Source organism: Listeria farberi (assembly GCF_014229245.1).
Classification (GTDB): Bacteria; Bacillota; Bacilli; order Lactobacillales; family Listeriaceae; genus Listeria; species Listeria farberi.
This window is the reverse complement of sequence record NZ_JAARZJ010000013.1, coordinates 23,657-48,996: the sequence shown is the minus strand read 5'-3', so window position 1 is coordinate 48,996 and position 25,340 is coordinate 23,657. Positions and strand designations below refer to the sequence as shown.

Sequence of the window (25,340 nt, the reverse complement as noted above, 5' to 3'; positions counted from 1 at the left end):
GGGATGAAGCAAATTGTGAAAATAAATTCACATACACAATATTTTATAGAAACGTTTCGACAAGGTTATTATAGTATATAATGTAATCGGTTTCAAGTAAATTGTTATTTTATTTTTAAATTATAGAGATTAACTGTTGTGTATCAATGATTTTCGGTAGTGAGAAACTTGTTGAATGGATTTTTTTGGAAACGAGATAATATAGAAGAAATAGAAAAATCGGATGTTTTCACCATGTGAATGTTAGTTTTGGTTGACTAAAGAAAAGAAAGCGCTTATACTGTTGTTATATTTGAATAGAAACGTTTCGAAAAATGTGTGCAGGAGGTTCCTATGAAACAAGAAAAAGTACAAGAATTAGTTAGTCAAATGACCTTAGATGAAAAAATCGCTCAATGTCTTCAACTTTCGCCTTTTCTTTTTAAAGGTACAAGCAAAAATACAGAACTAACAGGGCCACTTCTTCAAGAAATGAAATTAACGGATGCGCATACTGAAAATGCGGGTTCGGTACTTGGATCAAGTTCGGCACTTGATATGATTGGAATTCAAGAAGCTTATTTAAAAACGAATCGATTAGGAATTCCGCTTGTTTTTATGGCGGATGTTATACATGGTTATAAAACGGTTTTTCCTATTCCACTTGCACTTGGTTGTTCTTTTGACCGGGAGACTGTTCGAGTGATGGCAGAAGTTTCGGCGCTCGAAGCAACGGCAGATGGGCATCATGTCACTTTTTCACCAATGCTTGATTTAGTACGGGACCCTCGGTGGGGACGTGTGATGGAATCAACTGGTGAGGATCCATTTTTAAATAGTGAACTTGGAAAAGCAATGGTAGATGGTTACCAAGGTGATGCGAGTAAACTACATGAAAACTTGGAGCAGATGGCGGCATGTGTCAAACATTTTGCGGCTTACGGGGCTGCGGAGGCTGGACTGGAATACAACACAGTTAATATGTCTACGCGCGAACTATATCAAAATTATCTACCAGCTTATCATGCAGCAATTCAAGCCGGAGCTAAATTAGTTATGACAGCATTTAATGTGGTGGACGGGATTCCAGCAACAATGAACAAATGGCTTAACCGAGATGTACTACGAGGTGAAATGGATTTTGACGGTGTACTTATTTCTGACTGGGGCGCTGTTGCCGAGGTAATTAATCACGGAACAGCCAGAAATCCTAAAGAAGCTGCACAGTTTTCGATGGAAGCAGGCGTTGATTTAGAAATGATGACGACTTGTTATATCCATGAATTAAAAGGTTTAATTGAAGAAGGCAAATTATCCGAAAGCCTTTTAGATGAAGCAGTACTTCGGATGTTAACTTTAAAAAATGATTTAGGACTATTTGAAGATCCATATCGCGGATTAAAAAATAACGACCGCACAAAAGACATTTTAACCGATGAAAGTCGTGGGAAAGCTCGTGCAGCAGGCGTTGAATCCGCTGTGTTATTAGAAAATAAAAACCAATTACTTCCACTGGCTAAAGAAGCAAAAATTGCCTTAGTCGGTCCGCTTGCAACGTCACCTGATATTCTCGGCGGTTGGAATGTATACGGCGAAGAAAAAGATGGTATCAATGTTGAAACAGGTTTGCGTGAAGTATTTGAAACAGTTGAGATCGTTTCAACAGGGTACACTGAATTGTCAGAAGAAGACAAAGCGGCAGTGAAAGCGATAGTACAGAATATGGATGTTGTCGTGCTTGCTCTAGGTGAAAAAAATGAATGGGGCGGTGAAGCAGGAAGTCTTGCTACTATTCGTTTACCAGAAGCACAATATCAATTAGCAAAATTCGTCCAAACACTAGGAAAACCAGTCGTTATTACATTATTTAATGGTAGACCGCTCGAAGTGAAAGAATTAGCAGAATCTAGTGATGCGCTTCTTGAATTATGGTTCCCAGGAACAGAAGCAGGTCGTGTCACTGCAGATTTATTAAGTGGTACAAGTAATCCTTCAGGGAAATTATCCATGTCCTTCCCGCAAACAACGGGTCAAATTCCGGTTTATTATAATCATTTACGCACTGGACGACCACAAACACCGGAAAATAAAGGTGAACGCTATGTGTCGCATTATCTTGATATACCAAATGAACCACTTTATCCATTTGGTTACGGAAAAAGCTATAGCGAATTTGCACTGAAAACGGCAGAACTTCCGACAGAATTAAACCTAGGCGAATCGCTTCATGTGGAAGTAACTATTAAAAATACGAGCGAAATTGCTGGAAAAGAAGTAATCCAAGTGTATTTACAAGATGTGACAGCGAGCATTTCGCGTCCTGTCAAAGAATTAAAAGCTTTTGAAAAAGTGGCGCTTCAAGCTGGCGAAGAAAAAACAGTTACATTTGAATTAACAAGCGAGGCATTTTCATTCTATAACCATCAACTTGAAAAAGTGCAGGAACCGGGGCTTCACCGAGTTTTTGTTGGAACTAGTAGTGAAGATGTAGACGTTTTTGAAGTGGAAGTGGGTGGATATGTGTGACAATGTTAAAAGAAATTAAAAAAGCGGATTTATCAGCCGCATTTTATCCGAGTGGAGAGCTTGCTTGGCTAAAATGGAAAGATATTATGTTAAATCAAGTAATTCAAAATCCATTAGAGAATCGTCTGTCGCAAATATATGTACGCGCGCATTTAGGAGATAAATTAGAAATTTATCCACTACTTAACAGAGATGCTGAAGTTAGTTTTAATGAAAACGGTGTGGAGTATCGCGGTGTAGTTGGACCATTTCGTTATAACGTGCAAATGCATTTTCACCCGCGCGGTTGGTTTTATGATGTTACAGTGGACGGGGATCTTGAGTTTGATCTTGTTTACTTACAAGACTTAGGGCTTGCAGAACAAGCGGCAGTGAGAACAAATGAAGCTTATATGTCGCAGTATATTGATTATCATGTGACAGAAGACGCGACTGGTTTCACGGTTCAAGCCCGCCAAAACCAACCACAAAATGAGCGTTTCCCAGCAGTTCAAATTGGAGCATTAACGAAAATTGTAGGGTATGCAACAGATGGTTTTGATATTTATGGAACTAATTATAAACTGACTAGCGAACTAACTAACCTTAAGGGGAAATCATTGCCAAACCGAGTCTACCAATATGAATTCGCTCAAATTTCCTTACAAACAGAGCTATTTACTAATCACGGTGAAACAAGCTTTTACGGGTATGCAACAGAAAATCAACCAAAAGCATCTGGAGCACCAATCGAAAATTTAGCAGAACTAAAAAGTAATATTTCCAAGCAACCTTACCAACCAAGTACTAAAGCTATACTAAATAAACATATAGGAACTCCAATTACCGGCGAAACAATTTCTGACAGCTGGCTCCAAGAGAAATTCCCAGACCGGATTCAAGAAGAACAACAAAACGGCGCACTGCTTTCCTTTTTCACACCAAACTATGCACATGTTGTGATGCGCGAAAAAGAAGCAGAATTAGAACGCCCACATGGCAGTATTTTGCTTGATAAAGTCGATGTGTTAAATCCAGAAGCGACACTTTCGGCAACAACGTACATGTATGGGGCATTTTTATCACAATTAGTTGCTGGAAATACGAATATGAACAAATGGAATAGCCATGCACGTAATCCGCTCAATATTCTTCAAACAAGTGGATTAAGAATTTATATCGAATTAGATTCCGAACTTCGACTACTTGGCGTACCGTCTGTCTGGGAAACTAGTACGAATTACTCGACTTGGTATTATCAGTGGAACGGCGACCTAATCACGGTGCAAACGACATTAACTGCTGAAAGTAAAGAGGCATTCGTCACCGTTCATTCGGAAAAAGGTCACTCATATAAATTAGTCTTAACAAATCAAGTAACTATGGGAACAAATGAATACGATACTACCGTGAAAAAAGAAATTAAAGATGGAATCGTCACTTATTTTCCAGCAGAAGACTCGCCGATTTTAGAAACCTATCCGGCACTTCAATTCCGCGTAGATGGAACTTATAATGAATTGACTGACGAACGTTATTTTGCGAAAGAATACACAGGAACAGCAGGGTTAGATGTGTTTGTTTTTGAACCAAGTGATAAAGCGACTTTTCACGTTCAAGCAAAACTCACCGATGAATTTTCGAAACCAACGGAGGATTTAGAAGCAAACAACAAATTAATTCGCGCTAGCTATGACGAATTAACTGCTCAGTTCCATTTAAATCATCAAAGTACAACAGCGGAAAAGTTAAATTTAACGGTTTATTGGTATGCACATCAAATGTTAGTACACTATGCTTCGCCGCATGGGTTAGAGCAGTATAGCGGGGCGGCTTGGGGTACGCGTGATGTGAGTCAAGGTCCATTTGAATTTTTCCTTGCAACGGGCAATAAGGCTGTTTTACGTAAGCTAGTGTTGACGATTTTTTCTCATCAATATCAAGATACTGGTGATTGGCCACAATGGTTTATGTTTGATAAATATACATCGATTCAGCAAGAAGAGAGCCATGGTGATGTTATTGTTTGGCCTCTGAAAATTATTGGTGATTACTTGGAAATGAGCGGAGATACAGGGATTTTAGAAGAAGCTATTCCTTTTGTTGACCGCGAATCGAAAACCTTTACAAAAGAGCAAGGAACTCTTCTTGAACACATTGAACTCGCAGTAGAAACAATCGAAGCACGCTTTATGAAAGGAACGGCTCTTTCTAATTACGGCGATGGTGATTGGGATGACACACTTCAACCAGCAAATGCAAAGCTTAAGAAAAACATGGTGTCCAGCTGGACGGTCGCGCTAACTTATCAAACATTTAGACGTTTAGCTGCATTCTTACCAGTAGGTGAGAAATACGAGAGGCTAGCAAAAAATGTTCAAGCGGACTTTACGAAATATATGACAAATGATACCGATGTTATTCCAGGCTTCCTATATTTAGAAGAAGGAAAAGCGCCAGTTTGGATGATTCACCCGGAAGATAAAGAAACGAATATTAAGTATCGCTTAATTCCACTTACGCGCAGTGTCATTGCCGAATTAGTCGATAAAAAGCAAGCCAGTCGTAATTTTGAAATTATTGACGAGCATTTACTTCATCCTGATGGCGTAAGATTAATGAGCGAGCCAGCACATTATGCTGGTGGCGTGAGCACTCATTTTAAACGAGCTGAACAAGCAGCCAATTTTGGCCGAGAAGTTGGTTTGCAATACGTGCATGCGCATATTCGTTATATTGAAGCCTTAGCTAAAATTGGCGATAAATCCGCTTGGCATATGCTTGATGTCATTAATCCAATTAATATTAAAGAAGTTGTTCCAAATGCGGCACTTCGTCAAAGTAACACTTATTTTAGTAGTTCTGATGCAGCATTTTTAGATCGCTATCAGGCGCAAAATGAGTTTAGTCGCGTGAAAGAAGGCAACATTCCGGTGAAAGGCGGCTGGCGGATTTATTCTAGCGGTCCAGGAATCTATTTACATCAGTTAATAAGTTCTGTTCTTGGTATTCGACAAACAGAATATGCGCTTATTTTTGACCCAATTTTACCAGAAGAACTGGATGGATTAGAATGCCATATGGAACTAGATAATTATCCATTAGATATTACTTTTGAAAGTGCCGATGAGCCTGGAATTATAGTTAACGGTGAAGCACAGCCTGTTGAAAATGAAGCGAATCTATACCGAAATGGCGCGCTCATCTTAGCGAAAAAGAACTTAACGACAAAATGTTCACAAATTACGATTAAATTTCAAAAAAATAACCGTCTCTAAGGTTGTTTTGTGTATAATAAAAGAAAACAGAAAAGGATGCGATTCATGTGGTAGGAATCAAAGATATCGCGAAAAAGGCAGGGGTTTCCATTTCAACAGTATCCTACGCGCTTAATGGCAGCCCGAAAGTAACCGAAAAAACGCGAAAACGAATTATGACCATCGCAAATGAATTGAATTATATTCCCAATATGGCAGCGCGAACGTTAAAAACAAGAGAAACAAAAATTATCGGCGTTTATTTAACGAATTACGGTGGGATTTTTTACGGGACTTTACTGGAAGGTTTAACGAAGACGCTATACAAACATGGATATGAACTAATTGCTTGCAGTGGTACAAAAACACACCGTTTTTTACCCGAGAAAATGATTGATGGCGCTATTATTTTAGATGCAAATTTTCCTTCAAGTGAGATCATTAATTATGCCAATCGTGGTCATAAATTAGTTGTGCTTGACCGCGAACTTACCCATGAGAACGTGAGCCAAGTCCTTCTAGATAATAAAGGCGGCGCAACGCTAGCAATTGATTACTTATCAACTAATTTTAAAGGTGACTTCTATGTCATTACCGGCCCGGAAGATTCTTATGATGCAAGAGTCCGTCTAGAAACAGCAAAACAAGAACTGGCTCGTTCGAATGATAAAAAAGTGCATATTATTGAAGGTGATTTTTCCGAAGAGAGTGGTGAAAAAGCAGCGGCAATTATTGCTAAAGGCTGGAAAGCACCTGTATCCGTCTTTGCTTTAAACGATAATATGGCGATTGGGATGTATCGTTATTTTGCTGGAACGGATTTAGAAATTGGCAAAGACGTGCGAATTATTGGCTTTGATAATACGGATATTAGCGAATATTTAGTGCCGCGTCTAGCTACTATCGAATACTCGAAGTACAAATGGGGAGCAGTGGCTGCGGATAAACTTGTCGAACTTCTCGAGGGTGAAAAAGCTGAAAATGAAATAATCTATACAACTAGAATCAGTGGTCCATCTGTTTCAAACAGTTAGTACGCTTTTTTCCTTATTTTAAGGTATACTTAAGATAAAATGAAAGGAGCTGTTGGCTAATGAAACTAGGAATTATGGGAACGAACTGGATTACGGATTCTTTTATTGAAGGCGCAATTAATTCAGGCGAATGGAATTTAACTGCTGTTTATTCAAGAACAGAAGAAAAAGCACGCGCATTTGGAGAAAAATACGGCGAGTTAACTTATTTTACAAATATCGAAGAAATGGGAAAATCAGATGCGCTTGATGCTGTCTATATTGCTTCTCCCAATGCGCTTCATTATCAGCATGCAGTGAGCTTACTGAAAAATAAAAAGCATGTTATTGTAGAAAAACCGATTTTTTCTACCGTAGCAGAATTAGAGCATGCGCACCAAATTGCTCGTGAAAACAATGTCTTTTTATTTGAAGCAGCACGCCACATTCAAGAACCAAACTTCAAACGATTACAACAAAACATTGAAAAAGTTGGCACAATTCACGGCGCAACACTTGCTTACATGAAGTATTCTTCCAGATACGATCAAGTTTTAAACGGAGAAGAACCAAATATTTTCTCGTTGAAATTCTCTGGCGGATCGATAGTTGACTTAGGTGTCTATCCATTATATTCAGCAATTACACTATTTGGTGAACCCATTAAAGCAACTTATTTTGCAACGAAATTAACAACTGGTGTAGACGGACTTGGGCCAATTGTTCTTGAATATCCATCCTTCAATGTCACTATCATTCAAGGAAAAAATTCACAATCCTTCTTACCAAGTGAAATCTACGGTCAAAAAGGAACATTAATTGTAGATCCACTTACAGGAATTGAAAAAATTACTTTTTATGATAATGCGACAAAAGAAGAAACAGAACTGGCTGGTCCAGTTGTCGCTAATGATATGCAATTTGAAGCAGCTGAGTTTGCAAGAATTATCGAACAAGGTGACCGAGATACATACGAATACTTGGCCGATTTAAGCTTAAAAGTATTACGTGTTTCAAACGAACTACGCCACCAAAACGATATTTGGTTTGACGCAGAAAAATAATGTTGAAGAGCTAGAAATCCTCGCGATTTCTAGCTTTTTTTATTCTTGACAAATACTTTCTCACTAGTGTACTATTCACTTAATACACTAGTTTCGTTTAAAAAGGAGGTAGCGATGAATCCGACTTTTCATACAGATAAACCAATCTATAGTCAAATCGTCGACTGGATGAAAAAACAAATGATTACAGGTGAATGGAAGGAGGAGAATAAGTTGCCTTCTGTTCGGGAAATGGGCGTAATGCTTGCAGTAAATCCTAATACCGTTAGCCGCGCTTATCAAGAGTTAGAACGAGCGGGTTATATTTATGCAAAACGCGGAATGGGGTCATTTGTCACTTCCGACAGAGCACTTTTCGACCAATTAAAAAAAGAGTTAGCAGATGAAATTACAAATCGCTTTTTGGAAGAAGCGAAAAGTATCGGTTTAGATAATCAGACAGCAATAGAATTACTAATAAAAAGGAGCCGCAACCATGGATGAAAATCTTATTACAATCACGAAATTAACGAAAAAATATCGAAAAAGAAAACCATTAAATGACATTAACCTCTCTTTTAAAAAAGGGAAAATCATCGGGCTGCTTGGTCCGAATGGCGCGGGAAAAACGACTTTGTTAAATGCCATATCTGGTCTGCTTAAACCAACATCAGGAACAATAAACTTAGCAGAAAACAGCAGAATCGCCTATTTACCGAGTGAAGATTTTCTGCCTAATATGGTTATTCGTGACTATTTTCAAATTTATCGGAGCTTTTTTCCGGATTTTGACCAAGAAAAAGCAAAACAAATGATTCATTCAATGGGAATCAACGTAAAAGAAAATACCAAATACTTATCCAAAGGGAATGCTGCAAAAGTAATGTTGGCACTTATTTTATGTCGAGATGTAGATCTTTATTTGCTGGATGAGCCATTTTCAGAAATTGATTTGATTTCGCGCGATGAACTAATTAAAAGCATCGCGACGTTTCTTAAAGAAGATGCAACTCTTGTTGTCACAACACACTTAATCCAAGATATGGAAATGATGTTTGATGAAATTATCTTTTTGAAACGAGGCAAAATAATCGAGAAAATAGACACAGAAACACTTCGGGAAGAATACAGTAAATCAGTGGTGGATTACTATCGGGAGGTATTTGGGCATGCTTAAAGCACACTGGAAATTAGAATGGAACTCGCATCGTTACATATTTTTTGCAACTTTTGTTGGTTGGCTGATTAGTTTACTTATTGGCCTTTTTTCTAAATTAGGAAATGGCTTATCTGAGCCGCTTGTAATGGAATCAGATATAGACGGAGTTGTATTTGGGTCCGGCGATGGTGTTTTCATAGCTTTAATAGGGTTTGTTGGTGCTAGTTGGTTACTTATTTGGTTACTTTTATTTTTGGCAGCAGCTCGATCTGGGGTTTACGATGAAAACCGTTACTTGTTTTTTCAAACAGAAATACCTATTTGGAAAATTCTATTGAATAAATTAATCATCGTCTTAATCGAAACGGCTATTCTAACGGCTGGGGTTCTTATGATTATAATTAGCTTGGCGATAATAGGTGGCGCAGAGATGTCTTTTTCAGTAATATTAAATATCATTTTTGATACTTTTTTAGCGATGGGTCTTAATACTTTTTCTTTAGTATGTATCCTTTTTTTAGCAACAGCTTTGAGTATGGTACCAGTCAATGGTTTCCGCGTTGGTTTTATCGGCGCGTTAGTCTACTTTGTATTAATTAACGCCATTCAAATATCTATCGGAACAGATTTTTTACCTAAAAGTAGCTCAGAAATCCATTTTTATTATTCCCTTTTTTCAAGTGTTCATTTTAATTTTATCCAGCTGGGTTTTAATCTTTTGATGGCTCTTGTTTACATTTTTCTAGCAACAAAAATTCTAAATAAAAGTGCAGACTTGCAGTAAGCATGGTATGATACAGAGAAGAACTAATAAAGGAGTCGGGTCATGACAGAATCAAATATCCCTAGCTTTTGGGCGGAAAAATGGAAAGAACATGGTTATGAAACGCCAACTGAGATTCAAAGTGCGATGTACCAACCAATTAAAGACGGGGCTGATGTACTCGCAGTGTCACCAACTGGAACGGGGAAAACAGTCGCTTATGCACTGCCAACTCTTGAAAAAATAGAAGCAATTCCAAAAACGCAATGGCTTGTTTTAGCGCCATCTCATGAATTAGTTATGCAAATCACGGAAGTAATCCGTTCGTGGTTACCAAGTGATGAACTCACAGTAATCTCTTTAATCGGGGGAGCTAATGTGAAACGGCAAATCGAAAAATTGAAGAAAAAACCACAAATTATCGTAGCCTCTCCAGGTCGTGCACTTGAACTAATCAAACAAAAGAAAATAAAAATGCACGAAATTAAAACGATTACTTTGGATGAGTGTGACCAATTACTACGCCAAGAGAACTTCAAAAGTACTCTAGAAATAGTTGAGAGTGCTGTTCGCGATCGTCAATTGACATTAGTATCCGCAACAAAACTGGAAAATCCTGAAGCCTTTTTCTTACAAACAGAAAAAACACCAGTGATGCTTGAAGTAACAGCAAAACCAGAAGAATTAACGAACGTAGAGCATTTATACATGGATGTAGAGTCACGCGATAAAGCGACTCTGCTGCGCCGAATTTCTCACATAAAAGATATGCGAGGCTTGGTTTTTGTGAAAGATAAACCACGCATGGAAATTTTATTAGAAAAACTACATTATGATAAAGTAAAAGCAGCTGGAATCCACGGCGAAATTCGTAAAGAAAAACGCAAAAAATATTTGGACGACTTTAAAAAAGGCACGTTAACTTATTTAATCGTAACAGATGTTGCGGCCCGTGGACTAGACATAGAAGATTTACCATATGTGATTCATTATGACTTAGCAGCAAGCGAAAAAGAGTATACGCACCGTTCAGGTCGTACTGGACGAATGGGAAAAACAGGTACGGTGATTACCTTTGCCAACCCTCGTGAAATCAGAACGTTAAAACAATATTTAACTATCCATCATCTAAAAGGCAAACAAGTTCGATTTTATCAAGGAAAACTTCTCGACGGAGCAGTTCCAGAAAATAAAATTGCCAAAAAAGCAACTAGACCACCGAAGCAAGTTCAAAAAGGTAAAAAAGAAGAAACGAAAAAACCTTTCCGTAAAGAAAAGTCTACCAGTTCTTCTAAAATAACAAGGAATAACAAACCGAATAAAACTAATAGAAAACCAAATAATTTTAAAAAATCATAAACGGTGCTGAATGTTTTTCTTTCTTGATAGATAGAAAAGCATTCGCGCTTTTTTTTACTTAATTTTTATCGTTGCGAGTATGCTGTTTAAAAAGGTATAATGGGAACATAGAGTTTTAAAAAGGAGTAGAGTAGATGTCTAGTAGAAAAGAAGAAGTCCTCCAACTTCTAAATGGAAAAGAAGAAAAAGTATCTGCAGCGGATGTCGCAGAATTGCTTCAAATGGACCGAGCAAACGCTAGTCGTTATCTAAATGATCTTTTTAAAGAAAAAAGAATAGACAAACTTCCTGGGAAACCAGTATTTTATCAGGCGCTAAAAACTACTTCTAAAGCAGAAGAAGTAACAGGGATTTATCAAGAGTCTGCATTTGGAAGATTAATTGGGTCAGAAGATAGCTTAAAAGTAAGCATCCAACAAGCAAAAGCGGCGATACTATATCCCCCAAATGGACTTCATAGTTTGATTTTAGGTCGGACTGGGACAGGGAAATCCCTTTTTGCGGAATGTATGTATCAATTCGCGAAAGAATCTGAGACTATTCCCGCTGATGCGCCATTTATATCCTTTAATTGTGCCGATTATGCGCAAAACCCGCAACTTTTATTCGGTCATATTTTTGGTGTTATAAAAGGAGCATACACAGGAGCAGAAGAAACTCGTGAAGGTTTACTAAAAAAAGCAGATGGCGGTATTTTATTTCTAGATGAAATTCACCGTTTACCTCCAGAAGGACAAGAAATGCTCTTCACTTTCATTGATAAAGGCGAATTTCGGCCACTTGGGGAAAGCGCTAACGTTCATCATGCGCAAGTGCAAATCATTGGTGCAACAACAGAATCACCAGATAACTTTTTACTAGAAACGTTCACTAGACGTATTCCGATGACTATTACCTTGCCATCCCTTGCTGAAAGAAACTTAGAAGAACGTTATCAATTAGTCGAGTTTTTCTTAAACCAAGAAGCAATCAGGCTGCATCAATCCATTCGCGTACACCGAAAAGCACTCATTGCCTTTTTACTTTATCATGCAAGCGCCAACGTTGGTCAATTGCAAAGAGATTTAAAATTAGCCTGTGCCAAAGCATTCTTACATTATAAAACAAAAACGGCCAATTATATTTTAATCGAACAAGATGACTTACCTATTCACGTCCAAAAAGGCTTGCTACATTTAAAAGACGAACCAGAAAAATTAAACCGCTTAATTGACGTTAATAAAGCGATTTTTAAATTTGTTGATACAAGTGATGCCTCTGCTGAAGTGGAAGATGTGCACGATGTTTACCATGCCATCCAAGAAAAAGCAGACCAGTTAATGAAAGAAGGTAAAGACCAAAGTGAGTTAGAAGAAGCGCTTTATGTCGATGTGGATCAATATTTCCACGACTATATGGTCCAATTACCTACCCACCAAACAGCCAAAGAAATTATCGCGCCAGCAGTTTGGGAATTAACAGAAAAAGTTTACACAATGGCAGAAGAAAAATTAAATCGTAAATATAATGAAAAAATGAAATTCGCTTTTTCCTTGCATTTACAAAGCACGATTGAACGAGTTCGTGAACAAAAACATATTATTCATCCTGATTTAAATAATATCCGTAAAAAATATCCAAAAGAATTCCAAGTCGCAATTGATCTATCCGCATTGATTGAACAAGAACTTAGCATTGAGATTCCTTTTGATGAAATCGGATTTTTGACAATGTTTTTGACAGAGGAAGTAGTAGATACAGCGCTTTCTCAGGAAAATCAAGTTGAAGTAATAGTCATGATGCATGGCAGGTCCACTGCAACAAGTATGGTCGAAACCGTGCAAGAGTTACTAAGCATTGAAAGCGGAATTGCCCTCGATATGCCTCTAACAGTTGAAGTGAAAGCGATGTATGAAAAACTAAAACAAACCGTCATTAAATTAAATCCTGTCAAAGGTGTGTTGATACTTTCTGATATGGGTTCACTCACTTCATTTGGGAATATGCTTACAGAAGAACTCGGTATCCGCACGAAAACGGTAACAATGGTCAGTACACCTGTAGTGCTTGAAGCAATGCGAAAAGCATCTTTAGGTCGTGGCTTAGAAGATATTTACCAAAGCTGTGAGCAATTATTTGAAAATAAATATAAAGCGCATGTATTAAGAGCTAAGCCAGTGAAAAATGCTGTCATCTTTACTTGTTTTACTGGTGAAGGGGTAGCTGAACAACTGCGCAAAGTCGTAGCGCCAATTATTGATGAAACAAAAATCGAAATTATCGTTTTACAGTTCTTGCATAAAGAAGCTTTCAGAGAGCGGATTGATCAACTGATGGAAGAGTATAATATTCTAGCAATTATGGGTTCAGTTGCTTTTGAATATCGTGATATTCCATTCTTTAGCGCACTTGAAGTACTATCAGAAGGCGGTTTAGGAATTGTTTCCAGAATTTTAAACGATGAAGTACCTTATGAAAAATTAATCGCCTCATTAGAAGGTAATTTACAAGCAGTGAGTTCTGCTGAACAACTTGTTTATTTCCTCAGAAAAGTGATTTCAGAACTACAGCTGCAACTTAATGTAATTCTTGAATCGGGTGTAGATATCGGTATGATTCTTCACTTAGCTTTCCTAATTGAACGTGTTAAACTAGGCGCGGTAGATAGAGAGTTCCCAGATTTAAATGAATTTGCAAAAAATCATATGGTTGAAATGCAGATTACGCAACAAATGATGGAAAATGTTGAAATTGAGTATGATATCGTTATCCCACAATCAGAAATTGCTTATTTAACTCAGATGATGCTCTCTAATCAGGTAGAAGTAAACTAGAAAAAACCTGCCAAGTGTGTATTGTCTTACACACTTGGCTTTTTTACTTGTGTAAGTGGAAAGTTCGAACGGAAGCAACTTATAACAAGAAAAGTTGGCACATATCTTGCATATTATATATACGTGCAGCTTTTCAAACTGGGAGGTTTATGAAATGAAAAACATCATGTTAGTATGCTCGGCCGGTATGTCCACAAGTCTTCTTGTAAAAAAAATGACAGAAGCTATCGAAAACAATCAGGTAGATGCCACTGTAATAGCAGTTGCAGAAGCTGATTTTGATAAGTATAAAGGCAATGTAGACGTCGTTTTACTTGCTCCACAAGTTCGTTTTTTAGAGAAGAATTTGAAACGAGTACTGGATCCATTAGGTATTCCAGTTGCAATTATTAATGGGATTGACTACGGGACAATGGACGGCGAAAAAGTGCTAAATGATGCACTAGCAATGATTAACTAATCGCCTCAAGTTTAGATACTGCTTGAAGAGGAAAAAGACACAGTTTTGATAAATGAAAAGGATGTGTAAACAATGGAATTAGAACAAACAATTATGCAATTAATCGTACACGGGGGTAACGCCAAGAGTGATGCAATGTTAGCAATCGAAGCGGCAAAAAAAGGGGATTTTGACGTTGCAGATGAGCAAATCAAAAATGCAGAAGCGGCACTACTTGAAGCGCATCATTCACAAACTTCTTTAATTCAAGGAGAAGCACGCGGCGAAAAAGCAGAAGTCTCTTTACTTTTAGTACACGCGCAAGATCACTTGATGAACGCCATTACTTTTAAAGACTTAGCAAAAGAAATTGTTGATTTATACCGCTCTAAATAAGCTTTTGAAGGGATGATTTAAATGAGAAAATTAGGAATATCCGTATTTCCACAACACGTAGCGCTTGAAGAATCATTAGAATACATTGAAACAGCTGCAAAATATGGTTTTAGCCGCATTTTCACGTGTTTGATTTCTGCTAATGACGAAGCGGAATTTGCTAAATTAGAGAAAATTTGCAAACGCGCTAAAGAACTAGGATTTGATGTTATTGCTGATGTTGATCCTACTGTATTTGAATCGTTAAATATCACTTATAAAGAATTAGATCGCTTTAAAGAACTTGGTTTAGCAGGGCTTCGTCTTGATTTGGGCTTCTCTGGTTCAGAAGAGGCTGCTATGTCATTTGACGATACAGACCTAAAAATCGAGCTAAACATCAGTAATGGTACTCGCTACGTGGAAAATATTCTATCATACCAAGCAAACGTAGGAAATATTATTGGTTGTCACAACTTCTACCCAAGAAAATATACTGGTCTTTCTAGAGAACATTTCTTGCGTACAAGTAAGCAATTCAAAGACTTAAACTTACGTACAGCCGCTTTCGTTTCTTCTAACAGCGGCGAATTCGGCCCATGGTTTGTTGTAGATGGCGGGCTTCCAACAATGGAAGAACATCGTGGCGTGGACATTACGGTTCAAGCGAAAGATCTTTGGAACACTGGTCTTATTGATGATGTCATTGTAGGTAATATGTTCGCTTCAGAAGATGAATTACGCGCTTTAAGCGAATTAAACCGCAATGAATTACAACTCGCTGTTGAATTTTTAGATGGTGCAACAGATGTGGAAAAAGAAATTGTCTTAACACAAAAACATTTCAACCGTGGCGATGCTTCCGAGTATGTTTTACGCTCGACAATGACCCGTGTTAATTTCAAACAATTTGACTTCCCTGCACATGACACAAATACCATTGCAAAAGGCGATGTAACAATCGACAACGACGGCTACGAACGCTACAAAGGCGAAATGCAAGTAGCCCTTCAAGAAATGGAAAACTCAGGCAATACCAATATTGTTGCTCGAATTGTTCCAGAAGAGCGTTATTTACTAGATACCATTCTACCGTGGCAACATTTTAGATTGGTTGAGAAGAAGAAATAAAACAACTATAATTAGCACTAAAAACGCCTGTAATCCTTATTTATAAAAAGGATTACAGGCGTTTATTGTATTGAAATTAAGCTTTCCCAATCAACCCATATAAAAATAAATGAATAATCTCCGCTTGTTTCTTCTCTAGTTCTTCTTCTGGAACTGTTAAACCTAATCCATTAATAGAATCAATGAAAAGTTGGATTACATCATCAGAAATGTCATTATTGATTACTTTTGCTTTTTTTCCAGCGGCAACATATTCCATATAAATATCTTTTTTTAACTTGTTAATATTGTTTACTAAAAGTGTTATAAATTGAGAATCCTTGCTAGCTTCTGTAGATATAAATTTACTTAAAGACACGTTGATTTCCGCTTGGCAAAGCTGGATGGCGCGTGCTAGTTTGTCTGTAAAAGTACCTTCAGAAACTAATATTTCTGCGGCTAAAGTAATCGTATCTTGCATAATGATTTTAGCGCATTCAGCAACGAGAGCTTCCTTATTTCCGAAATAATTATATATAGAAACTTGGGAGACCCCAGCGAGACTTGCAATATCTTTAATACTTACATCAGAAAAACCATGTTTTCCAAATAAAGAAAGGGCTGCCTGAATAATTGCAGTCTTCTTTTTTAGTGTTCTTTTTTCATAATTATTCATGTCCTAAACACTTCCCTAAGCTAATCTTATCTTCAGTAATAATATAACACAAAAGCATTTAATTTGAAATATGAAGCAGTAAATTTCAAAAGTTATTGACTTGTAAGATGGGATTATTATACAATAGTTTTGAAATATAAATACAACTATTTTAAAACTAAAGACCCGTGAAAGGACTTTAATTATGATGAAAATAACAAAAAGAAAGAAAATAACGTTAATCATTTTGGGAGGTATCATCGGTTTGAGTTTTATTTTATATAAACCATTAATTAACTATTTAAGCGAACAAGCGGCGAACCCGCATGGGATTATTGGTGAAATTACTACGAAAATATGGTCATCCTATTTTGAAGATTTGAGTGAGTGGACCATTAGTAATACTGAACTAAGCGATGTTAATTATGTATTAGATATTGGTTACGGCGGCGGCTCCAATGTTAAAAACCTCGTTGAACTAAATAAAAATTTAACTATTTATGGTGTGGATATTTCTGAAGAATCCTATAAAACAGCCACAAATTTGAATAAAAAAGCAATAAATAATGGCAAAGTAGAGCTATCTGTACAAGATGTTGCATCGATGAATTATCAAGCGGGTATTTTCGATGTAGTTTATGCCATACAAACCCATATGTATTGGGATAATCCTAAAAAGGGGTTTGAAGAAATCTATCGGGTCATGTCACAAAAAGGTGTTTTAATAGTGTCGTCCGAAAAAGACAAAATTGATTATCATATGGACGAATATAAAACAAATGCTACACTAACAGCACTCTTGAAAGAAATTGGCTTTAGAGAAGTAGTGGAGAAAGAAAAGGGAAATTGGGTTTTGTATACAATCAGAAAATAATTGCGAGTTATATTATCTTTTGAAATTTCTTTTATACAGATGTTTTAAATGACAATCTGGGTTGGAAAGGTTTAGGAATTGTAGATGGTTTTGACATAGGACAAACCGCGAATCCCAATAAGCAATTTGCTTTAAATATATTTTGTGTAGTTGTTGATGAAGAAATAGGTGTCAAAGTGATTAAATCAGCCCTAAGAAATAATAGTTGTGATTATACTAGAGTAAAAATTGCTTCCAGACCATTTTCGGATGATGCTGAATATGCTTTAAAATTTTCAGCAAAGAAAAATGATTTAGATTTTTATGTATGAGTAAAGTTTCAAAATAATGATTGTAAAAAAGCCAAAATCCTTGTTAAATTAAGAATTTTGGCTTTTTGGAATGCCGATAAGAGGAATCAAGCTACGAACTAATCTCTAGGATGGGCAAGTTATATCTGTTTAACTATTAGCGCTTGGTATTTAATTGCTTTTTTGATATAGTTTCTATATAGAAACTATATCGAGGAGGACAAGTAAATGATTCAGTTAGAAAATGTGCTAAAGGATTTACAGTGTGAATTGGTCGCAGAAAGGACTAGAAATAATCCGAAAACCATTAGTTGGCTTCAATATGATATCTTAAATCTTCTTAATTCAGAGTCCGAGATGCTTCCCTCCAAAATCAGTATTTTACTTGGAACTAGCAGAACAAAACTATCAAAGGCATTAAAAGAATTAAAAATAATGAACTATATTAAACAGAAGCCAAATGATAAAGATGGTCGGGAGTTACTAACTTTTCTAGCAAAAGACGGACACCAATTACTAGCTCAAATTGATAGTGGACACGCTCATCTTTTACAAGTTGCAAATACAGTTTTTGAAATGGAGGAAAAAGAGCAGTTTAAATCCCTAGCGGAAAAATATTTGAATGCGCTTAAATTAGAAAGGTTGAGAGATTATGAATAGTTTTATTTCTATAGAAGGAGCCAAAACAAATAATTTAAAAAATATTTCTCTTAAATTTCCTAAATATCAAATCAGTGTCGTAACTGGGGTTTCCGGCTCTGGTAAGTCTTCTTTGGTTTTTGATACTCTAGCTGCTGAATCTCAAAGATTATTAAATGAAACTTACTCCAGTTATATTCAACAGCTACTGCCGCATTATCCGCAACCAATTGTTGATAAAATAGAAAATTTACCAGTTTCTATTGTGATTAGCCAAAAAAAAATAGGGGATAACGCGCGCTCAACAGTAGGCACTGTAACAGATATTTATGCGAGCTTAAGACTCTTGTTTTCAAGAATTGCCATCCCATTTATAGGCTACTCTATGACATACTCGTTTAATAATCCAAAAGGAATGTGTGAGACATGTAAAGGATTAGGTGAGGTTAAAGAGATTGATATATCCAAACTGATTGATTTTGACAAGTCTTTAAATGATGGTGCGATTGACTTTCCTACTTTTCAGCCAGGTGGATGGCGACTGACTAGATATACAGAATCTGGTAATTTTGATAATGATAAAAAAATTAAAGATTATAATAAAACTGAATTGGAACTTTTACTAAACAATCGTGGAAGCTCCCCCATCAATCCTACGGAAAAATGGCCAAAGACAGCAACTTATGTTGGTATTATTCCAAGAATTACTAAAAACTTCATCGAAAAAGCGGCTAATAAATATACTATGCAATTAAAACGTATTTTAGAAGTTAAAGAATGCCCAAGCTGTCAAGGAACTAGAGTGAATAGACTAGTTCGTTCTGCAAAAATTAATGAAAAATCTATTGCAGATTGTGTAACCATGACTATTGTTGAATTAATAGAATTCATTAAAGGTATTCAGTCTCCTACCGTTCAGATAATTTTGGAGGATTTAATTAAAAAATTAAAAAGTTTAGAGGATGTAGGCTTAAGTTATTTATCTCTCAATCGCCCAACTGCAACTCTTTCTGGAGGAGAATCTCAAAGAATAAAAATGACCAAACATCTCAGTAGCGCGCTTAGTGATGTTCTATATATTTTTGATGAACCGAGTATCGGACTTCACCCCGAAGACGTTCACGGAATATCAAAAATAATTAAAGGACTAAAAGATAAAGGAAATACCGTAGTGCTGGTTGATCATGATCCAGATATTATCAAAATGGCAGATCACATTATTGAGATAGGACAAGGAGCTGGCGATAGAGGTGGAACTATTACATTTGAAGGAAGCTACGGAGAATTATTGAAATCAAATACAGTTACTGGGAGAGTGTTATCTACGAAGGTAAATATTAATCCAGAAAGAAAAAAATTCTCTGGTTATTATAAATTAGAGAATGCTAGTTTGCACAATGTTAAAAAGGTTTCGATAAGAGTACCCAAGCAATCATTAACAGTTGTAACAGGGTTAGCTGGCTCCGGTAAAAGCACCTTAATTAGGTATCTTTTTAAAAATAGATATCCTGAAGCAAGTATATTAGACCAGAGTCAGATAAGTGGTAGTGTTCGTTCAAATGTGCTTACGTATCTAAACATATTTGATAAGCTTAGGAGTATCTTCGCTCATCATTCAAGCAAAAGTGCATCTCTGTTTAGCTACAATGGAAAAGGAGCTTGTTCTATCTGTAAAGGTAAAGGATATATTAAGCTAGACTTAGCTTATATGGGGGATGTCGAACAAGTTTGTGAGGGGTGCCACGGAAAAAGGTATAATGATGAGGCTCTTTCTGTTTTATGGCACGGCTTAAATATCTATGATATCTTACAATTACCAGTCGATAAAGTGATAAATTTATTTGACGATGGCCAATTAACCAAAGTCATGCAAGACCTAATTGATGTTAATTTGGGTTATATCAAGCTAGGACAGTCTTTAGATACGTTTTCCGGCGGGGAACTTCAACGCCTAAAGATAGCTAAGACAATTTATCAAGATACTTCAAATATATTAATATTAGATGAACCGTCAACAGGGCTACATGAAATTGATATTGATAATTTACTTCTATTATTTAATAAACTCTTGAAAAAAAATAAAACATTAATTGTTTTAGAGCACAATCTCAAAATTATTAGTAATGCTCAATGGATTATTGATATGGGACTTCGAGGAGGTAATTTAGGTGGAAAGATATTGTTTGAAGGGTACCCAATTGATTTATTGAAAAATAAAGACTCTTACACAGCAAAATATTTACAAAGTTATATAACAAAATAGAGAAAATAACATTTAGGTCTGGCTAAATGTTTCTAGTAAATGAAGAAAATTAGTTTTTAAGAAATTTGGTTAGCAAATCATCCATTAACCAAACAAAATCAACATTTATTTTACAAAGAAAAGAATGAGCTATCCAAAATATTAAAAGATATATAAAGCTAAAAACCCCTAAAATGAGGTTTTTAGCTTTATTTTTTGACGTCCCCGACTGGAATCGAACCAGCGACCTATTGCTTAGGAGGCAATTGCTCTATCCTACTGAGCTACAGGGACTTGAGATATAAACAACAGAAATAAGTTTACCAGAAATAAACATTAAGAGCAAGATAAAGAAGCATTTAGATTGGGGAATAAAGCGCCAATCCAAATGCTTCTTTTCATTAGTTTTTAGCTAATTTATCTACGAAAACGAGGGACTTTCCTGTGCCAATTGCCACGGATTCAAGCGGACTTGGAGCCATATGTACAGGAACATCGATTTCTTCTACTAGCCAGTCGCGGAATCCTTGAAGGAGAGAGCCACCACCGCTTAAAATAATACCTCGATCGACAATATCCCCACTTAACTCGGGTGGGCATAGTTCAAGTGTATTTCGAATAGCTTCCAGTATACGTTGTAGCGTTTCAGCTAAGGCGCTTTGGATTTCCGTAGAGCTTACTTGAATCGTTTTTGGTAAGCCAGTAAGTAAATCACGACCACGAATGTCAGCAGTTTGAGCTACATGTTCAATTGGCGCGTAACCTAGTTCCATTTTAATTCGCTCTGCCGTCGTTTGGCCGATTAAAAGGTTGTAATTCTTGCGGATGTATTGAATAATTTCTTCGTCCATATGGTCGCCGCCAGTTCGAATAGAAGTGCTTGAAACCACACCACCGTACGAAATAATAGCAACCTCGCTTGTGCCGCCACCAATGTCCACAATTACATTCGCGACAGGCTCAGCTACAGGTAAATCAGCACCGATCGCAGCTGCGACAGGTTCTTCAATTAAAACAACCGAACGAGCTCCAGTTGATTTCACCGCGTCAGAAATAGCACGGCGCTCAACCGATGTTGCACCAGTTGGCGTACAAACAACCACATTAGGTTTTTTAACACCACTAACGGAGATTCGACGCATAATCTCGCGCAATAATCCACTCGTTAAATCAAAATCAGCAATAACACCATCTTTCATAGGTCTTACAGCAGAAATGGAAGTGGGCGTTTTACCAATCATCTCTTTTGCTTCTTGGCCAATCGCAAGTACCGTTCCATCATTTGTATTTAGCGCGACCACAGAAGGTTCATTCAAAATAATACCTTTTTCTTTACTGTAAACTAAAATATTTGCAGTACCTAAATCAATTCCTATAGTTGTTGTTCCAAACATTCTCACACCTAATTTTCTATTAAAAATAGCGAGTAAATTCTAGGTGTACAACTAACAGTATAGACTTTTTTCAGCGTATAAGCATTATTTAAACATGGTTGACATGAAAAGGTAATTTAAACACGAGATATAACAGTTTTTTTAGTTGTTTCGTAAATAAATCGTAAAAAAAGTAATCCAATAAAAAACGACTACCCATAATAGCTAGTCGTTTTTTATTAGGAAATTTTACGTTGTTTTTCAAACTCTGAATACATATAGTAATAAATCAATCCGCTAAGGAGCGCTAAAATACCAATAATAGTAAAGGTTCCAGTATAGCCAATTAAAGTCGAAAGTGTAATTGCAAGTGGGGCAATTACTTTACCGAGTGTATAACGGAGACCGGCCGCGGAAAAATACATTGCTCGTTTATCTTCCGGAGCCAACTGTGAAACAAACGTTTGTTGTAACCCAACTGTCATTAATTCTGCAAAGCTAAAGAGAATAATGGCGCAAATCGCTCCCCATGGTCCGGTCGAAATACCAAATAAGAAAATCGCAATTCCATAAAGAAAAGAAGAATTCATAAAGACAAATTTTTCCCTAAAGTGGCTCATCCAGCGAGTGACAACAACTGTAAGCGCAGCAACAAAGAATCCATTGATAGAAACGATAACACCAAATAATTGCTCACCAGTAAAATGAAAAGCGAATAAGTTAGAGGCACCGATAACTTCTTTAATGTATAGTGGGAAGAGCAAATCCAGTTGCATAAACGCCTGAGAAACAATAATTCCAGCAATAATATACAAGAAGAAAATCCTGTCTTTAAAAATAATTTTATAGTTTTTCAACTGCTCCATTAAAACAGTGCCAATGCTTTTTTGAACAACGGCTTTTTGTAAATCTGGATTAACTATTAGAGGTGCTGTTTCGTGACCAAATTTTTGCAGTAAAAAGAGAAGTAATAAGTCCGCACAAACAATAGCAAGTAATGTTTCTGTCGTGAAATTATAAAATAATACCGAACCAAGAATCGGACCAATAACGACTGCAATATTAATCATCATATAGAACACCGAATAAATATGCGTCCGATGCTCAGGTGGAACAACATCCGCAATCATTGCTTGACTTGCTGGCTGATAAAACGCCATAAAAACACTCGCAATCGCGAAACCAGCAAAACTTAAGTAAGGAGAATCCACAACATGAAGTGCACCTATCGCAAAAACAAGAAAACCAAAACCTTCTCCGATAACAGAAATACTCATCATCCGTTTCCTACCAAAATTATCAGCAAAATAGCCACCAAGTAATGCTGTGAAAACCGCCAAAATTTGTGAAACAATCAGTAGAATGCTTGTAAGTTCACGGCCAATACTTTCGGAAAAGTAAATCGTTAAAAAGGGGAACACCATCCAAAAAGAAATATCAAGTAGTGCTTCCCCAAAAAGCCTTACTTTTAAATTGATGTCCCATGTACTAAATTTCATCTAATGCACCTCGCTCTCTTCTATGAAAATAACAAACGAAAACCCTTGAAAGCTAGTAGCTACAAGGGTTTTACGCAAAAGGTATAAGGTTTAAAAAAGGATTAGAATGCCCAATCACCTTTACGGAAAACAGGAACAACTTCACCAGATTCTGTTACACCATCAATGTCCATTTCAGAAGAACCAATCATGAAGTCAACGTGTGTCAAACTATTGTTTACACCAGCAGCTTCTAATTCTTCGCGAGACATTTCTTCGCCACCTTTAACATTAAACGCATACGCACTACCGATTGCTAGATGGTTAGATGCATTTTCGTCAAATAGCGTGTTGTAGAATAAAATGCCGGATTGGGAAATAGGGGATGGATCTGGAACTAGAGCCACTTCGCCTAAATAATGAGAACCTTCATCCGTTGCGATTAAATCTTTTAAAATTTCTTCGCCAGATGCAGCTTCAACACCAACAATACGACCTTTTTCAAAAGTGATTTTGAAGTCATCGATAATATTTCCTGCATAACTAAGTGGTTTCGTACTTGAAACATAGCCTTCCACTTTTAGTTTATCCGCACAACAGAAAACTTCTTCTGTTGGCATATTGGCCATAAATTCATGTCCTTTTTTATTCTTACTACCAGCGCCAACCCAAAGATGGTTTTTTGGAAGACCAATTGTAAGGTCTGTTCCAGGAGCCGTATAATGTAAAGAAGTAAATTGTTTTTCATTTAAACTTTCTGCTTTTGCAGCAAGTGTTTGATCGTGATTTTTCCAAGTTTCTACCGGGTTTTCTGTGTTAATACGAGTTGTTTCAAAAATAGCTTCCCAAAGTGTTTCCATTTGTTCTACTGGTGTTAAATCTGGGAATACTTTTGCTGCCCATCCTTGTGAAGCTGCTGCAACAACTGTCCAGCTTACGACATTTGCTTGCATTAACTCACGAAACTCGCTCATTGCGCCACCCATTGTTTTTTGGAAAGTAGCGATTTTGTTGCTATCCACACCGTTTAGTAAATCGGGGTCTTCCGAGGTGATGGAAATAAAACAAGCGCCTTCTTTGGCAAGTTCTGTTTTTTCTGCAACACGGTGAACCGGAGCGCTTTCAAAAACGCGTAGTGGAGCATTTTTGTAACGTAATGCGCCTAATTCTTCATCGCGCCAATCCATAATGACATCCTCTGCGCCTACTTCAAAAGCATATTTGGAAATAAGGCGAACTAGGGGAGCCGCGTCAACTGGAGCCATAATTACTACTTTCTGTTCAGGTTGGACGTTTACACCAACTTTTACAATCAATTCTGCATACTTTTCTAATTTTTCACTAAATACTGTCATAATTAATCACTCCAATCTTTTTATTCAATACGAGAATTGTATCTCAATTAATGAGGTAAAGCAACCACGAGGCTACTGTTTTTGCTATTTTTAAATAAATAAAAAAGCAAGTCCGAAAAAGAGGACTTGCTTTTTTATTATCCTTTTAATGCCTCAACGAAAGTTTTTGCATAACTTTCTGCGCGAACAACATCTTCTTCGTCAGGATCAAGGTCTACTTTTAGCCCAGCAACTGGAACTGTAGCGCCTTGTTCTTTCAGACGTGTTTCAACTAAATCAACTGTTAAGCAATATTCATCATAAAAAGTATCGCCAGAACCGAAAGAAGCACAAACTTTGCCGCTAAAATCAACGTCCGCCATATCTTCATAAAAATCAACGAATTCATCAGGAAGCTGACCATCATCATAAGTATAGCCACCAATTAGTGCGCCATCATATTCTAGTAAATCTTCAGGATCAACTGAAATACATTCTTCAATTTCTACTTCGATATCGTATTTTTCTAATTCTTCACCTAAAATGTCGGCAATTTCTTGTGTATTACCAGTCATGCTGGCATAAACGATCATCACTTTTGTCATTTTGCATCACCATTTTCTGAATTTTTTATTGTTTA

General features: G+C 36.8%; 20 protein-coding genes, 1 tRNA gene and 1 pseudogene. 16 read left to right on the top strand and 6 right to left on the bottom strand.

Annotation, left to right across the window (positions count from 1 at the left end):
• Nucleotides 1-333 precede the first annotated feature (333 nt).
• The 12 genes from HCB45_RS11990 to HCB45_RS11935 all read left to right on the top strand — a co-directional run bounded on the left by HCB45_RS11990 (nucleotide 334) and on the right by HCB45_RS11935 (nucleotide 15,836).
• Entirely contained in the window at nucleotides 334-2,505 is a 2,172-nt protein-coding gene (locus HCB45_RS11990) for a glycoside hydrolase family 3 N-terminal domain-containing protein (protein WP_185620031.1), read from the top strand.
• On the top strand, nucleotides 2,502-5,762 hold the full coding sequence (locus HCB45_RS11985; RefSeq protein WP_185620030.1) for a 1,2-beta-oligoglucan phosphorylase: 3,261 nt from the start codon (nucleotides 2,502-2,504) through the stop codon (nucleotides 5,760-5,762). The genes HCB45_RS11990 and HCB45_RS11985 overlap by 4 nt, the downstream gene beginning before the upstream one ends.
• A 47-nt stretch (nucleotides 5,763-5,809) precedes the next feature.
• Entirely contained in the window at nucleotides 5,810-6,775 is a 966-nt protein-coding gene (locus HCB45_RS11980) for a LacI family DNA-binding transcriptional regulator (RefSeq protein WP_185320016.1), read from the top strand.
• A 59-nt stretch (nucleotides 6,776-6,834) separates the two neighbouring features.
• Nucleotides 6,835-7,818: a Gfo/Idh/MocA family protein gene (locus HCB45_RS11975; protein WP_185620027.1), complete on the top strand. Its 984-nt coding sequence runs from the start codon at nucleotides 6,835-6,837 to the stop codon at nucleotides 7,816-7,818.
• A 114-nt stretch (nucleotides 7,819-7,932) separates the two neighbouring features.
• A complete protein-coding gene (locus tag HCB45_RS11970) occupies nucleotides 7,933-8,301 on the top strand; it encodes a GntR family transcriptional regulator (protein WP_185620026.1) in 369 nt (122 codons plus the stop codon).
• Nucleotides 8,294-8,974 carry an ABC transporter ATP-binding protein gene (locus tag HCB45_RS11965; protein ID WP_185620024.1) on the top strand — a complete coding sequence of 227 codons (681 nt, stop codon included), beginning with the start codon at nucleotides 8,294-8,296 and terminating at the stop codon, nucleotides 8,972-8,974. The genes HCB45_RS11970 and HCB45_RS11965 overlap by 8 nt, the downstream gene beginning before the upstream one ends.
• Complete coding sequence (locus tag HCB45_RS11960) at nucleotides 8,967-9,740, top strand: hypothetical protein (RefSeq protein ID WP_185620022.1); 774 nt, start codon at nucleotides 8,967-8,969, stop codon at nucleotides 9,738-9,740. The genes HCB45_RS11965 and HCB45_RS11960 overlap by 8 nt, the downstream gene beginning before the upstream one ends.
• A gap of 42 nt (nucleotides 9,741-9,782) precedes the next feature.
• Entirely contained in the window at nucleotides 9,783-11,078 is a 1,296-nt protein-coding gene (locus tag HCB45_RS11955) for a DEAD/DEAH box helicase (protein ID WP_185320021.1), read from the top strand.
• Between the two features lie 134 nt (nucleotides 11,079-11,212).
• On the top strand, nucleotides 11,213-13,891 hold the full coding sequence (locus HCB45_RS11950) for a sigma-54-dependent transcriptional regulator (protein WP_185620019.1): 2,679 nt from the start codon (nucleotides 11,213-11,215) through the stop codon (nucleotides 13,889-13,891).
• Nucleotides 13,892-14,045: 154 nt separating this feature from the next.
• Complete coding sequence (locus HCB45_RS11945) at nucleotides 14,046-14,351, top strand: PTS sugar transporter subunit IIB (protein ID WP_185620017.1); 306 nt, start codon at nucleotides 14,046-14,048, stop codon at nucleotides 14,349-14,351.
• A gap of 72 nt (nucleotides 14,352-14,423) precedes the next feature.
• Entirely contained in the window at nucleotides 14,424-14,726 is a 303-nt protein-coding gene (locus tag HCB45_RS11940; protein ID WP_003722196.1) for a PTS sugar transporter subunit IIA, read from the top strand.
• A 21-nt stretch (nucleotides 14,727-14,747) separates the two neighbouring features.
• Nucleotides 14,748-15,836, top strand: a complete 1,089-nt coding sequence (locus HCB45_RS11935; protein ID WP_185320024.1) for a DUF871 domain-containing protein — start codon at nucleotides 14,748-14,750, stop codon at nucleotides 15,834-15,836.
• 76 nt (nucleotides 15,837-15,912) lie between these two features.
• Here HCB45_RS11935 and HCB45_RS11930 read toward each other — a convergent pair whose 3' ends face one another.
• Nucleotides 15,913-16,491, bottom strand: a complete 579-nt coding sequence (locus HCB45_RS11930) for a TetR/AcrR family transcriptional regulator (RefSeq protein ID WP_185608196.1) — start codon at nucleotides 16,489-16,491, stop codon at nucleotides 15,913-15,915.
• 184 nt (nucleotides 16,492-16,675) lie between these two features.
• Between HCB45_RS11930 and HCB45_RS11925 the strand changes: the two genes are divergently transcribed.
• From HCB45_RS11925 to HCB45_RS11910, 4 genes and pseudogenes are all read left to right on the top strand, one after another.
• Nucleotides 16,676-17,344: a class I SAM-dependent methyltransferase gene (locus tag HCB45_RS11925; protein ID WP_185320026.1), complete on the top strand. Its 669-nt coding sequence runs from the start codon at nucleotides 16,676-16,678 to the stop codon at nucleotides 17,342-17,344.
• A gap of 35 nt (nucleotides 17,345-17,379) precedes the next feature.
• Nucleotides 17,380-17,655: pseudogene (locus HCB45_RS11920) on the top strand (hypothetical protein); the annotation flags it as partial.
• A 207-nt stretch (nucleotides 17,656-17,862) separates the two neighbouring features.
• Complete coding sequence (locus HCB45_RS11915) at nucleotides 17,863-18,294, top strand: MarR family transcriptional regulator (RefSeq protein WP_185620015.1); 432 nt, start codon at nucleotides 17,863-17,865, stop codon at nucleotides 18,292-18,294.
• Entirely contained in the window at nucleotides 18,287-20,536 is a 2,250-nt protein-coding gene (locus HCB45_RS11910) for an ATP-binding cassette domain-containing protein (protein ID WP_185608194.1), read from the top strand. The genes HCB45_RS11915 and HCB45_RS11910 overlap by 8 nt, the downstream gene beginning before the upstream one ends.
• A 199-nt stretch (nucleotides 20,537-20,735) precedes the next feature.
• Here the strand turns inward: HCB45_RS11910 and HCB45_RS11905 are convergent.
• The 5 genes from HCB45_RS11905 to HCB45_RS11885 all read right to left on the bottom strand — a co-directional run bounded on the left by HCB45_RS11905 (nucleotide 20,736) and on the right by HCB45_RS11885 (nucleotide 25,305).
• Nucleotides 20,736-20,809: transfer RNA gene (locus HCB45_RS11905), tRNA-Arg, on the bottom strand.
• Between the two features lie 107 nt (nucleotides 20,810-20,916).
• Complete coding sequence (gene mreBH / locus HCB45_RS11900) at nucleotides 20,917-21,909, bottom strand: rod-share determining protein MreBH (protein ID WP_185320029.1); 993 nt, start codon at nucleotides 21,907-21,909, stop codon at nucleotides 20,917-20,919.
• A 218-nt stretch (nucleotides 21,910-22,127) separates the two neighbouring features.
• Nucleotides 22,128-23,387: an MDR family MFS transporter gene (locus HCB45_RS11895; protein ID WP_185320030.1), complete on the bottom strand. Its 1,260-nt coding sequence runs from the start codon at nucleotides 23,385-23,387 to the stop codon at nucleotides 22,128-22,130.
• A 101-nt stretch (nucleotides 23,388-23,488) separates the two neighbouring features.
• Nucleotides 23,489-24,721, bottom strand: a complete 1,233-nt coding sequence (locus tag HCB45_RS11890; RefSeq protein WP_185320031.1) for an aminopeptidase — start codon at nucleotides 24,719-24,721, stop codon at nucleotides 23,489-23,491.
• Nucleotides 24,722-24,858: 137 nt separating this feature from the next.
• On the bottom strand, nucleotides 24,859-25,305 hold the full coding sequence (locus HCB45_RS11885; protein WP_003767289.1) for a flavodoxin: 447 nt from the start codon (nucleotides 25,303-25,305) through the stop codon (nucleotides 24,859-24,861).
• Nucleotides 25,306-25,340 lie beyond the last annotated feature (35 nt).